The sequence below is a fragment of the Bythopirellula polymerisocia genome, assembly GCF_007860015.1.
GTDB lineage: Bacteria > Planctomycetota > Planctomycetia > Pirellulales > Lacipirellulaceae > Bythopirellula > Bythopirellula polymerisocia.
Genome location: NZ_SJPS01000001.1, coordinates 963527 through 976291, shown reverse-complemented (window position 1 = coordinate 976291; position 12765 = coordinate 963527). Strand labels below are relative to the sequence as shown.

Genomic DNA, 12765 nt, shown 5'->3' with positions numbered 1-12765 from the left:
TGTACCCCGAAAGTGCCAAACCGGCACACTACTAGGACACGAGCCTAACTGCCCTTTCTACTTGGCTCAAATAAGGGCAGCACGACTCACATGAAACGTCAGGAGTACAGCATCCAACGAATTTTCTCTGGGCATCATTACTGATTCCGTAGAAGGTAACGAATTCAGAAGTTCTCGTCTTATCTTGAGCACACTTTCTGACGAAATTCTTCAGGGTGCAAATGTTGGAATCGACCGTACAGCATTGAATTCATGCCCTTTAAACTTTACTCCCTAAACTCCTTCTCTTATGGCATGGCTCACTTTTCCTATCTATACTGGGGTTTTTGCAAGATGCAAGATATCGAAGCTTTTTCAAAACGTTCTATTGCAGTTGTGAGATGGCAAAAAAAGCTGAACTAGAAGCCGACTACAGCAAGCATGTTGCGCTGGTGAAACAGGCACGCAAGGAAGCGAAACTTGGCAACTACCAAGATGCCGTCGCCACTGCTATCCGAGCTTGGGATCACGTCGATGGCATGCTGCAATTCATGAGCAGGTATCAAGATAAAAAAGAGGTTCCCAGTATTGAAAGTATGGACATTGTCTTAAGTCCGGATATGTCTATGTAATCTCGAATATTGGTTCGTTTGGCGAAGGTGTCTTTAAAATTGGAATGACTCGAAGACTGACACCCCAGGATCGCGTTAAGGAACTTGGCGATGCTTCTGTGCCATTTCCCTATGACATTCACATGATGATATCTTGCAACAACGCACCTTCATTGGAAAATGCCTTACATCATAGTTTTGTTAAACAACAGGTCAACAAAACGAATCCAAGGAAAGAGTTTTTTCGGACAGATGTCGCATCTATCGTGGAAGTAGTGAAGGAACATCACGGAGATTTCGAATATGTTGTAGACCCTGAGGCTCTACAGTATAGGCAAAGTCTCACGATGTCGGACGAAGACCTGGAGTTCATTGAGAAAGTTTTTGACGAAATTGAAGAGGAAGAGAAGGAGGGATTTACAGCCGACGTCTAGCCCTAGTCATGTGACAGTTCACAACTGGCAAGATCACTGCTCTTCAGAATCACGTCTTGAATATCTTCGTGATCGTCCACACGGTTGAGGAGTTGAGCATGGCGGTTACTGATTAGTTCGGTTTGGTGAATGGTCAAAGAATCCCAGCCGATCTTCGCAATAAGAGAGAGCATCTCAGACCATTGACAAAGAAGGCGATGAACGTGTTTCGAGTTGCAGTACGGCTACCCCCGCTGCCGAAGCCAGTAAGAGCAAGTTTGCAGGAGTGTGGGGATTGGTTTAGAATTGGAGCGACGCAGGTTCTATCTTCCTCGTGGGCGAACTTTGAATGTTTCGGGTGAATGCACGAATTCTGTTTGTTCTTTCTCTAGCGCTATTCACGCGGCTCTGGGCAAACGGCGAGGAGTCTTCCGACGGCATTGAGTTGTTTGAGACTCGGATTCGGCCAGTGCTTGTCGAGTCGTGTTACGAGTGCCACTCGGTGGAGGCTGACGAGATCGAGGGAGAGCTCACGCTGGATAATCGCGCGGCGGTTCTGCGCGGGGGACGATCGGGGGCGGTGATTGTGCCGAGTGATCCTGCGGGGAGTCGTTTGCTGCGCGCATTGCAATATGACGATCCTGAATTGCAGATGCCGCCTGGGGGGAAGTTGCCTGAGGAGGTGATAGCCGACTTTAGGCGGTGGATTGAGTTGGGCGCACCTGATCCGCGGGAGGGGAGTGCGGCTTCGCTGGAGACGATTTCTTCACGCGCGGCGTCGCATTGGGCGTTTAAGCCGCCGGTTCGACCTGATGTGACTGAGAGTGATGCAGATAAGTGGGCGACCAATGCGATCGACAAGCTCATCCTGGCAGAGTTGAACTCGGCTGGATTATCGCCTGCGCCGCAAGCCACGCGGGGGGAGTTTATTCGCCGGTTGTATTTTGATCTGGTAGGTTTGCCGCCGAGTTGGGAAGAGGTGCAGGCGTTTGAGGAAGACAAATCGCAGGAGGCAGATCGCAAGTTGGTCGACAAGCTGCTCGAGTCGCCGCAGTTTGGCGAGCGCTGGGCGCGGCATTGGTTGGACGTGGCGCGGTTTGCCGACACGAAGGGGTACGTATTCAAGGAAGATCGAATATTTCCTCACGCCTATAAGTATCGTGACTGGGTGGTTGGTGCGTTCAACGACAACATGCCAATTGATAAGTTTCTGATGTATCAGATCGCGGCCGATTCGATGATCCAAGGGGATGAAGACCGACATCACCTGGCGGCGCAGGGATTCGTTACCCTTGGGAGAAGGTTTATCAACAACCCGCATGACATCGTCGCGGACAGGATCGATGTGGTGTTCCGGGGGATGATGGGAATGACGGTCGCCTGTGCAAGGTGCCACGACCACAAGTTCGATCCGATCACCGACGAGGATTACTATGCCTTGTACGGCATGTTTGAGAGCTCGGAGGAAGTCCAAGACGAAGATCTGCCCTTACGACTTGCGGACAAAGCGGCGCCGCAAAACGTGGGTGTGTTCATCCGCGGGAACGCGCAGAATCGTAGCAAACCCGTACCGCGGGGATTTCCCAAGTTTTTCACGGTTTCAGCGCAAACTGTGAAAGCTGGCAGTGGGCGATTAGAACTCGCGCGAGCGATCGTCAGTCCAGAGAATCCGCTGACTGCACGGGTGTTCGTGAATCGGGTGTGGGGGCATCTGTTTGGTGAACAGCTTGTCCGCACGCCGAGCGATTTTGGACTCCGCAGCGAAGCACCTCGGCAGCAAGCAGTGCTGGATTTGTTAGCCGTGGATTTTGTGGAGAGCGGCTGGTCGCTCAAGTGGCTGGTACGTGAGTTGGTGACTTCGAGTACCTATCGCCAGTCATCGCAGGCCACACCAGAACTTCTCGTAGCCGACCCGGAGAATCTCTTGTGGGGTCGGATGAATCGGCGCAGACGTGACTTCGAAGCACTTCGCGATGGGTTGCTCGCCGTGTCGGGTCGACTGGACAAGCGGATTGGTGGTGAATCGGAGCGGATCGATACCGAAGAAGGAGGGACGCGTCGGACCCTTTATGCCCATATTGATCGGCAGAATCTTCCTGGGGTTTTTCGATCATTCGACTTTGCCAGCCCCGATGCGCATTCTCCGGAGCGACCGCATACGCTGGTGCCGCAGCAGGCACTGTTTTTACTAAACAACCCTATGATTCAAGTGGTCGCACGGGATTTGGTGGCGCTGCTCGCTACAGAAGGATCAGATGATCGAGTAGCGGAGCTTTATCGCCGGGTATTTGCTCGGGAACCTAGTGCCAAGGAATTGGAGCAGGCGCGCGAATTCCTCAAGCGGGGCAGCCCCAATCCGTTGCCGAAGGACGAATGGAGTTTTGGCTACGGGCAAATTAGCTTTTCCAATGAGCGAGCAACGGTGAAAATCGAGCCGCTCAATTACTTCGTCGAGAATCGCTGGCAGGCGCAAATCGAGTATCCCGAGAAGGGGTTCGGGCACCTGTCGGTGACACCGGAGGGGGGGCACCCTGGCAATAGAACGGATTGCTGTTCGATTCGGCGGTGGACTGCGCCTGAGGCGGGTAAGATGGTGATCACAGGCGAGCTGGCGCGCCCGAGTGAAAATGGAGATGGCATCGAGGCTTCGATCGTTTCTTCTCGGCAGGGAGTAATTGCCAGTTGGATTGTCGAGCAGGGTGCACAACTGACCGAGGTCGAGTTGCCTGTGGTTGAGAGCGGTGAGACGATCGATTTTGTGGTGGGTTGCCGCGGGAACGCGGGCTGGGATTCATTTCAATGGAAAGTGTCGCTGGCATTGGAGTCCTCTACTGGCTGGCAAAAGTGGTCGTCGCAGCAAGATTTTCGGGGTCCGCGACCTGAGCCGCTCGATCTCTGGATGCAATTGGCCCAAGTGTTGTTGGTTTCGAACGAATTCCTGTTTATCGACTGAGGTTGTCATGACAATGCGTTCGCTGCCTGTCGTATCTCGCCGTGACTTTTTCGCAAAGTGCGGAATGGGCATGGGGGGGTTGATGCTCAGTGGGCTGCAGAGTGATTCTGCTCTTGCGGCAGCGGATCAGTTGGCGACCCGAACGCCGCACTTCCCCGGGAAAGCTAAGCATGTCATCCATTTGTTTATGAATGGCGGGCCCTCGCATCTGGACACATTTGACCCGAAGCCGATTCTCGATAAGTTTGCTGGCAAGCCGTTGCCGTACAAAAATCTCGGAACAGAGCGGCCGACAGGGGGCGTGTTGCCCTCGCCTTTTCGTTTCAACCGATATGGCCAAAGCGGCATCGAGGTGAGCGAGTTATTTCCGCAAGTTTCCCAGTGCATCGACGACATCTCGGTGGTGCGTTCGATGTATGCCGATGTGCCTAATCATGAGCCGTCGTTGATGCTGATGAATTGTGGCGACGGACGCTTGATCCGGCCTAGCGTTGGGTCTTGGGTGACGTATGGCCTGGGGAGCGCGAATCAGAACTTGCCTGCATTCGTGTCACTCTGCCCGGGGGGATACCCAATTCAAGAATCGCAAAACTGGCAAGCCGGATTCTTGCCAGGTGTTTATCAGGCGACACACATCGATACACAACATGTGACGATTGATCGGCTGATAGAAAATATCGAAAACAAAAGGACCGCCCCGTCGGACCAACGGCGGCAACTCGATCTGCTCTTTGAACTCAATGAGCGCCATGCTGCACATCGGCAGCACGACTCGCAGCTGGAAGCGCAGATTAATTCATTCGAGTTGGCGTATCGCATGCAGATGGAAGCCACGGATGCGTTTGATGTCACCCGCGAGTCACAACACATTCGAGATATGTATGGCCCGGGGGTTCAAGGTCGGCAAATGTTGATTGCCCGTCGCCTGGTTGAGCGAGGCGTGAGATTTGTTCAGATCTGGCACGGTCACGGCCAACCTTGGGACAATCATGATGACATTGCGATTCTGCATCGCAAGTTGGCGGGTGAGTGCGATCAGGCGATTGGCGCCCTGTTGGCAGATCTCAAACAGCGCGGGCTATTGGACGAAACGCTCGTTTTGTGGGGGGGCGAGTTTGGCCGGACACCGGTAGTGGAACTTCCCAAAGAGGGTGCCAATGCAGGAAAGATGAATGGTCGCGATCACAACCACCATGGGTTTACGGTGTGGATGGCCGGCGGTGGTATTCGCGGTGGTTACGTGCATGGCTCGACCGATGAGTTTGGTTTCAAGGTGGAAGAGAAACCGATGCACGTTCACGACCTGCACGCCACAATGCTCCACTGCCTGGGCTTCGACCACGAGCGACTGACCTACCGTTACGCGGGACGAGATTTCCGGCTTACAGACGTTCACGGGCAGGTAGTGCGCGAGTTGCTCGTGTGAGAGTCGAGGACACTAAATCGCATTACATTTTCCGAGGGGAGTTGCGAAACTTTTTTTCTGGCGGCGGTTGATAAAGTCATTCCTGTAAGAGTCTGTCAAGTTAGCAAAAGCGGTTTACTTTGAGGCAATCGCAATGATAGGCTCAAAAGTTCCTTGGTTTCGTTTTCGGCTCGTGTCAGTTCTCGTCGTCATGACCGCCACTTGTCTAGTCTCCTGGGCATATGTCAATAGAACCTACATCAAAACAGATACTCATATTAAGGTTCAGCAGCCCACCGCACCATTCCCATATGCGGCACAGGAAGTGGTTAGCGAAACCAGCTCAACAATCGATTGGCAAAAGCTCTATGGTGATACAATTAAATTGCTGATGATCCTTGTGTGCTTAGTAGCATTCTTTTCGTGGATGACTTTTCGTATCAAGCATATGCAGTAGTGTTTTTTCGTGTCCAATTGGCTGCCCACGTAGCTAACAAGTCGGCTGACAATGGCCTAGCTGCCGTGTCTGAGTTCACATCGTCCTAGTGAAAGAACGGCATCTTGCCGAGCCGCGTCGGTGACTGCTCTCGCTTTTTTAGAGGTCGGGAGCTGTGCGCAAACGCTTGAGCATACGAGGCACGATGCAGCTACAGCAAAGTTCCCAGCAAGGGTGCCAGGAAGGTAACAGCCAGCAGGGCCACTGGGTAGACGGCGACATAGGCGGTGGAGGGTGCGGAGGAATCGGCGACGCGGGTGACGGCCCCCAGGCCCGGAGTGCTGGTCATTGCGCCGCAAACGGCGCCGAGGCAATTGAGGGCATCCCAACCGAACACGTGCCGTGCCAATCCCCAGGCGGCGGCCAAGGGTGCTATGGTCACGATGGCGGAGGCCAGCAGAAGACTTCCCCCCTGACTTTGCACCACCTGCCAGAAGCTTGCGCCTGCCTCGGAGCCTGCACCACCCAGGAACAAGATCAGGCCCAAGTCATTGACGAACCGCCGGGCGGCGACCGGCATGCGGAAATTCATTTTCGAGATTCTGCCGAAATGCCCTACCAACAAACCGGCAGTCAATGGGCCGCCGGCCATACCGAGTTGAAAGGAGATTGTCGGCGACAGGCTGATGGGAAGGTTACCCAGCACCACACCGGCCAGCAGCCCGATGGCGAAAGGCAGAAACTGGGTTTCGTTGAGTCGCTGGGCCTTGTGCCCGAGAACCGGTTCGATCCGTGTCAGGTCTGCCTCATCGCCCACCAGCCGCACTTCGTCGCCAAATTCAAGCGTCGCGTGGGCCCGGGGCACAAACTCAAAGTCGTCGCGCCAGATGCGCGAGATCGTTAAGCCGTAGCGCTCGCGAAACTGGAGTTGTTCGAGACTTTTGCCGCAAATGTTCTCTTCGGTCACGATCAAGGTGGCAGACGAAATTACGGAACGAGGTTCTTGGAACGCGTCCTCACGAGGACCCAGGAGCAATTCCAGCTTCTTGATTTCCTCTTCCGTGCCGACGACTCGCACATGTTGGTCGAGGCACAAACGGGTGCTCGCTTGGGGAGGCATGGCCAAATAGGTATCGATCACGCGCGAAATGACGGCTCCCGACATCGAGGTCGCCTCGACTTGGCCGATCGTTTTGCCTTCAATCTGGGGATTGGTGATCCGCAGCCATGCCAACTCGATGTCTGGCTGGCCGTTGCCTGCATCCGAGCGTTGGATCTCTTCTTGCCAATTGATTTTCAGTAGTCGGGGTGCTACCTGGACGAACAACACTACGCCGATGACTCCCAACGGATAGGCCACGCCGTAGCCGACCGAGATGGTTGGATCCTTCAGGGTTTGTAGGGAAGCTGCCAAGCCAGGAGTGGAGGTGAGCGCGCCGGCGTAGATACCGGTGGCCAGCGACGGATCGATGCCCAGTAGTTTGGCCGAGGCAAAGGCGGCCAGCCATGCGACTCCCAAGGTGAACAAAGCGAGGATCAAATACGACAGGCCGTAGCGTCGCACCGTGCGCAGGAAATGGGGTCCTGCCTGCAGGCCGATGGTGTAGGTGAATAGCACGACTCCCAAATCGGTGAAGACCTCTGGTAAGCGAACGCCCCAGTGTCCCATGGCCATGGCGACAAAGAGTACGCCCGAGGCACCCAGTGAGATGCCCCAACATTGGAAACGTCCCAGCAGAGTGCCGACGGCAATCAGAGCCGCCAGCGCAAGGATCGGCTGCTCGTTGAAGTGTGAAACCAAGTAGTCCAAGGTAGGCGAGATCGGTAGGAGGGAAGTGTTTTTTGGGTAGGACCGGGATTATAACGGGAATATATGGTTGGGAGATAGGTGGCTGTTGGACGGGGGACGAGACGTTTTCTAGTAGGGTGGGTAGTTCTGCTGGCGCGAGGAAGTTTGGCTCGGTGACGTATGTTCTTGCCAGCAGGTTTACCCACTTTTTTAGTTTAACGCAGAATGTGGGTGAACCTGTCGGCGGCAATGCTGGTAGGAATTGTTCGCTTCCTGTGCCGACAGAACCACCCACCCTACGATTGGGAGTGGGGGGGAGCGATCCTAGAAGCACAAAGTGTATCAGTCCATGAATCTGATCTGAGATGGTGAGAATTCATTGACCACAAAGACTAGTTGACTTATCAACATAGTGTTGTACCTAATAGCGAATCCAACTCTCAGGGGATATTGCGAACATGATCTCTCTCAGTACGCATGACGGTTGTCCTCAGGAAGTCTCTGCGATCATCGACAGTGGTATTGGCGAAGCTAACGATGCGGCTGCGCCGCTGCACGAGGTTCAGCCTATCTCGTGTTTCGCCAGGTCTGGCTCAGGTTCCGTGGTAGGTGGGGCGATAGGGCGCCGTTGGGGAGCGTGTTGTGAGTTGCAACAGCTTTGGGTTGCACCTTCCCACCGCAGGCAAGGTATTGGTAGTCAGCTCTTGATGGCGTTTGAGGAACACGCAAAACGCCACGGCTGCACATACTTTTGTCTAGAGACATTTAGCTTCCAAACGCCAGAACTGTATCAATCGCGGGGCTACCAAGTTGAGTACGAACGTAAAGGCTACCCACACAGAATCGTTAAGTATCACATGATTAAGCAAGCCGATAAGCACAATGGAATACAACGTCTCGATACGCAATGTTTATGAAAGCGACCTCAGCATTTTCTACCAGCAACAGCTTGATGAGGAAGCAACTCACATGGCGGCTATTCCAGCTCGCAACTACCAAGCTTTCATGTCACATTGGGAGAAAGGGATGGGCGAGGAAACAACTAACCTCCAGACCATCGTTTTCAATGGAGACGTGGCGGGCAACATTGTCAGTTGGGAGCAATCAGACGAATGCAACGTCGGCTATTGGTTGGGTAAGGAGTATTGGGGAAAGGGCATTGCCAGTGCAGCATTATAATTGTTCCTGACAAAGGTCCCAAAACGTCCACTCCATGCCCATGTAGCAAAGCACAACGCCGCCTCGATCCGCGTCTTGAAAAAATGTGGGTTTATCAATGCTTGCGACGGCGAGTATTCGGGCGTAGATGGTGAGAAGGGAGAAGAATACATAATGGTGCTTGTCTAAACCGCCCACCACGTTGTCGATGCTCCCCTTTTTCTCATCGAATCGACATTAGTCAAGGCGTCTGATAGCATGGGGGCAACAGTTCAATATCTCGACGCGCTCTTAGTGCTTTTCCTTGAAGGAGACCTTTTCATGAGTCGTTGCTTGGAGCTGTCGATCTGTCTTTCGTGGATAATATCTTCAAATTCTCTGTTGAAGGCCTCGCAACTTTGGGGAGTCGACTCGGGGAGCCGTTCGACGTTGACATTGGTACCAATCGATTTGGCTACCGGAGCCGTCTCAGCGGGAAGCACACTCGTAACTCCGCAAACGGCCGGCGCCGATGACATGGCTTCGGATCCTCTTAGAGAACCCAATTTAGTCTGGGCTGTTACAACAAGTTTCACGACCACTCAGCTTGTCTCGATTAATCCATTTACGAGTCAACTGGTCTCAAATATTCCTCTCCTATCTAATTCTCCCGTGAGGGCATTGGCAATCGATCCCCTCACGGGATCGTTTTATGGAGCGACCTCGACCGATCTGTATGTCATCAACAAGACCACCGGTGTACTAAAACTCGTGGGGCCCACAACCATCTCGGTTGAGAGAGCACTTGGTTTTGATTCGCAAGGCAATCTTTTTGGAATTGCCAATGACAAAGATTTGATGTCGGTCAGCACGCTCAGTGGTGCCGCCAACTTTGTCGCGACTCTGAATCTTACCCGGATGGAGGATATCGCTGTCGATCCCGCGACGGGCATTATGCACGGCTTGGGGTTTGGCTACAGCCTCTACAAGATCAACCTCACGAATGGCAATCTTACGAATGTCGGCCCCTCGCTCACTCGCCCCGCCGGCATGGCTTTTACCAACATCCCCGAACCAACCGCAGCTGCAATGAGTTTGTTGTCAATCCTAGTAGTCGCAGTTCGGTTTCCCAAACGCAGGAGGGGTTAGAGGGAGACGCTCTCGATCGATAACGTCCGACTTCTTCTGGGGTACGCGCTCCGCTCCGCCTCGTGAGACTCGGAAGCCGCGTCGCGACTAACGGGGCATGTGAAAGGTTTGGCTGGAGAGCGGTTTCGTGGCTGATTTTGGCTGATTTTGGAACCGGATGCCGGCCTGTTCGATACCGTCTGCTTGACCGGGAGGACACGTCCGTTTAGCCTGAAGGGACGGGAGCAGAGAATCTAATCGCACGGAATTGTGCGAAATCCACCGCAAGGCAAGCGGCCAGCATTCTGTTGTTGGTTACGCGGGGAGACTCGTTGCGCGTCAAATGTGCCTCTCGCCGGACTTCCCCCGCACCTTGTATTCGTGCGGCTCAACCTCGAAATGCCGACTCGGAATGATTCGGCAAAGGATCCTTGCGATGACACTTCGCCACCTCCCAAGTACATTGGCCATCCTTGTTCTGTTGGCTCAGCAGGCAGTTACTGCCGCGGTTCCTCTAGGGGGGTTTATCCCGTTCGTGGGCATTGGTCTCACCGACGAATTCAAGAACGCCAGTACGGATCTTACCGGCACCTTCTTTTTGGCCGATAGTGAGAATTCGATTGTCGGCGACCCCCTCTTTGGAACGCCTCCCGTCGGTACTGGTGTGCCCTATTACGATCTTGCACTACTCGATACCGGTGCGGCGACTCACATCCTTACTTCCAAGGCTGCTGGACCTAGTGGGTTCGACATTGATGGCAATGGCTTCGATGGCACTAACATCCAACAGATTGGCGGGGCTACAGGACTGATCGATCTTGAGATTAATGATCCGCTGGCGATCTTTGCGGGAGGACTTAAGGACTTCACTGCCTCAGGCTCAACAATAACTAAGAAACCTGCTGCAAACTTACGCGGGCAGTCGAGTGTTGCCACCTTGAGTGCGCCGACGGAGTGGAAGTTACCAAACATTCTGGGTCTACCGATGGCAGCTCAACATGCCATCACGATCAAGAACAGTGAGCCGCAGATATTTCATCTGGGGGACCGTACGGTTCGTACGCCTGAAGTGGAGTTCAGCGACTTGGGGATCGGTGGAGGCAACATCACCCGACGCGCCCCGTTGAAATTGCGGCCGGGCTCGTCGTTCATCGCGGGGCCGCTGTACATTCAGAATCTCGACATTTTTGGCGGTAATTTTGATTTTCATGAAAATCCCCTGTCACCAACCATTGTCGAGAACGGCGGCTTGTATATCGACGTGGATCTGTTCCGAGGTGCCAAATCCATTCAAGACAAAGAGTTCCTGTTCGACACGGGGGCGGACTTAACCGTCGTGAGCGAAATCACAGCGGCACGCCTCGGATTCGACCCGATTCTGGACACGCCCGATTTCGTGCTTGAGGTGGAAGGTTCGGGGGGTGTTTCTGCTGGTATTCCCGGCTTTTATCTCGACGAATTGAACATCGATACTGTGGGTGGAACGTTTACAATGCACCACGTTCCGATTGCAGTCTTGGACGTCACCAATCCCAATGATCCGGGCAACATCATCGATGGCATTCTTGGCATGCATCTGTTCACAGGCCGTGATCTAGTGATCGACATCAACCCCTCGATTGGCCAGGGGGGCGTTGGGCCGAGCCTTTACATTAGCAATCCCGTCACCGAGACGCACAACTGGACTAGCACCCTGGCTTCGACGAGCTTTGTGACCGCTGCCAACTGGACAGCCAATGGAGTGCCGAATCAGATGTGGGTAGCCGACTTGCGTAATTCGGCTATTCCCAGTCAGCAGGTGATCCTCACCACGAGTTCTACGGTGAATCAATTCATCGTCGCTGCCGGGCCTGGTAAGCAGATGAGTTTTCAACTTAGCGGCTCGGGAAAACTAACCTCTTTCGGCGAGACGCTCATCGAGCAAGGTGGCACGATCTCTCTCAATGGGAGTGGTACGAGACTCGATGCCCAGTTCGTCAACATTGAGGGTGGCACGCTCCGTGGAAATGGCAGTGTGTTTGTTGGTTCGGGTCCAATTACTGGTGTCGTGCGGAATCTCTCCGGTCGCGTCGAGCCAGGTAATGGCGTTGGCAAAATGGAGATCATAGGTGATTTTTCCAACCTAGTGGACGGGACATTGGCAATTGAACTCGGTGGCACAGGCGCGGGGCAGTTTGACGTGTTAGACGTGGATCGCTTTGCCTTCCTCAACGGCACATTACAAGTCTCGCTTAACGGATTTGCGCCTGTGGTCGGCAACATGTTTACATTTCTCACGACAGGAGCGGATGGCGTTAATGGCGAGTTCTCCAATCTCATGCTCCCAGCGGGCTTCCAGTGGGGAGTAGATTATCTGGCCGATAGCGTTGTGTTGAAGGTCTTGGGTTTAGGAACTTCGGGCGATTTCGACGGAGATGGCGACGTCGACGGTCACGATTTTCTTGCGTGGCAGAGAAACCCCAGTATCGGCAATCTGGCGGATTGGCGGAATAACTATGGTGCAGGCGGCAGTTTGTCCGCTGCCACGGCAGTACCCGAGCCGAGTGGTTCTATTTTACTGCTGATGGCTGCCGCGATTCTTACGCGCACTCAGCGTCGGCGAATCTAGTACCTCCAGTCTCTTACATTTCCGACTCTCCTGATCCCGGAAAGTTAATCTGGGAAAAAGCTCCCCCCTACCTCTCTGGAGGGGTATTAGGGTGAATTGGCTCATTGCGCGAAATAATTCTTGCATCGCAGATGCAGGATTCCCACAATGGGGGGGTGCGTGTTTCTGGCATTATGCTCTTTTTGGGAAGACACCTGTGATGTTGCTGCGCCGTAGGTTCATTATTCTTGTTATCGTCGTTTGGATGGGAAGCTTCGCAAGCTGCAGTATTGCGATTACGAGGACTTGGGTTGGAGGGAGCGGCCT

The 12765-nt window shown here is 53.8% G+C and carries 10 protein-coding genes; 8 read left to right on the top strand and 2 right to left on the bottom strand.

Features of this window, described 5'->3' with window-relative positions; genetic code table 11:
• Positions 1–380: 380 nt before the first annotated feature.
• Both Pla144_RS03815 and Pla144_RS03810 read left to right on the top strand, forming a co-directional pair.
• Complete coding sequence (locus tag Pla144_RS03815) at positions 381–611, top strand: hypothetical protein (protein ID WP_146447967.1); 231 nt, start codon at positions 381–383, stop codon at positions 609–611.
• Between the two features lie 44 nt (positions 612–655).
• On the top strand, positions 656–1024 hold the full coding sequence (locus Pla144_RS03810) for a GIY-YIG nuclease family protein (RefSeq protein ID WP_231936152.1): 369 nt from the start codon (positions 656–658) through the stop codon (positions 1022–1024).
• A 2-nt stretch (positions 1025–1026) separates the two neighbouring features.
• On the opposite strand, the gene Pla144_RS24435 is transcribed toward Pla144_RS03810, so the two are convergent.
• Entirely contained in the window at positions 1027–1197 is a 171-nt protein-coding gene (locus Pla144_RS24435) for a hypothetical protein (RefSeq protein WP_197530365.1), read from the bottom strand.
• 164 nt (positions 1198–1361) lie between these two features.
• On the opposite strand from Pla144_RS24435, the gene Pla144_RS03805 reads away from it, so the two are divergent.
• Positions 1362–3956, top strand: a complete 2595-nt coding sequence (locus Pla144_RS03805) for a PSD1 and planctomycete cytochrome C domain-containing protein (protein WP_197530364.1) — start codon at positions 1362–1364, stop codon at positions 3954–3956.
• Between the two features lie 7 nt (positions 3957–3963).
• Positions 3964–5382 (top strand): DUF1501 domain-containing protein, encoded by a 1419-nt coding sequence (locus Pla144_RS03800; RefSeq protein WP_146447964.1) that lies wholly within the window; start codon positions 3964–3966, stop codon positions 5380–5382.
• Between the two features lie 626 nt (positions 5383–6008).
• On the opposite strand, the gene Pla144_RS03795 is transcribed toward Pla144_RS03800, so the two are convergent.
• On the bottom strand, positions 6009–7607 hold the full coding sequence (locus tag Pla144_RS03795; RefSeq protein WP_146447963.1) for an aspartate:alanine exchanger family transporter: 1599 nt from the start codon (positions 7605–7607) through the stop codon (positions 6009–6011).
• Positions 7608–8044: 437 nt separating this feature from the next.
• Between Pla144_RS03795 and Pla144_RS03790 the strand changes: the two genes are divergently transcribed.
• The 4 genes from Pla144_RS03790 (at position 8045) to Pla144_RS03775 (ending at position 12459) form a co-directional block, all read left to right on the top strand.
• A complete protein-coding gene (locus Pla144_RS03790) occupies positions 8045–8503 on the top strand; it encodes a GNAT family N-acetyltransferase (RefSeq protein ID WP_146447962.1) in 459 nt (152 codons plus the stop codon).
• The gene (locus tag Pla144_RS03785) at positions 8469–8765 is read left to right on the top strand and encodes a GNAT family N-acetyltransferase (RefSeq protein WP_146447961.1); all 297 of its coding nucleotides are present in this window, start codon (positions 8469–8471) and stop codon (positions 8763–8765) included. The genes Pla144_RS03790 and Pla144_RS03785 overlap by 35 nt, the downstream gene beginning before the upstream one ends.
• A gap of 300 nt (positions 8766–9065) precedes the next feature.
• Positions 9066–9872, top strand: a complete 807-nt coding sequence (locus Pla144_RS03780; protein WP_146447960.1) for a hypothetical protein — start codon at positions 9066–9068, stop codon at positions 9870–9872.
• A gap of 415 nt (positions 9873–10287) precedes the next feature.
• A complete protein-coding gene (locus Pla144_RS03775; protein WP_197530363.1) occupies positions 10288–12459 on the top strand; it encodes a retropepsin-like aspartic protease in 2172 nt (723 codons plus the stop codon).
• The last annotated feature ends 306 nt before the right edge of the window (positions 12460–12765 follow it).

Excerpts from the sequence above, each read along its gene's own strand:
- Pla144_RS03815 (WP_146447967.1), top strand. The coding sequence starts at position 381 with ATGGCAAAAAAAGCTGAACTAGAAGCCGACTACAGCAAGCATGTTGCG.
- Pla144_RS03810 (WP_231936152.1), top strand. The coding sequence starts at position 656 with ATGACTCGAAGACTGACACCCCAGGATCGCGTTAAGGAACTTGGCGAT.
- Pla144_RS24435 (WP_197530365.1), bottom strand. The coding sequence starts at position 1,197 with ATGCTCTCTCTTATTGCGAAGATCGGCTGGGATTCTTTGACCATTCAC.
- Pla144_RS03800 (WP_146447964.1), top strand. The coding sequence starts at position 3,964 with ATGACAATGCGTTCGCTGCCTGTCGTATCTCGCCGTGACTTTTTCGCA.
- Pla144_RS03790 (WP_146447962.1), top strand. The coding sequence starts at position 8,045 with ATGATCTCTCTCAGTACGCATGACGGTTGTCCTCAGGAAGTCTCTGCG.
- Pla144_RS03785 (WP_146447961.1), top strand. The coding sequence starts at position 8,469 with ATGGAATACAACGTCTCGATACGCAATGTTTATGAAAGCGACCTCAGC.
- Pla144_RS03780 (WP_146447960.1), top strand. The coding sequence starts at position 9,066 with ATGAGTCGTTGCTTGGAGCTGTCGATCTGTCTTTCGTGGATAATATCT.
- Pla144_RS03775 (WP_197530363.1), top strand. The coding sequence starts at position 10,288 with ATGACACTTCGCCACCTCCCAAGTACATTGGCCATCCTTGTTCTGTTG.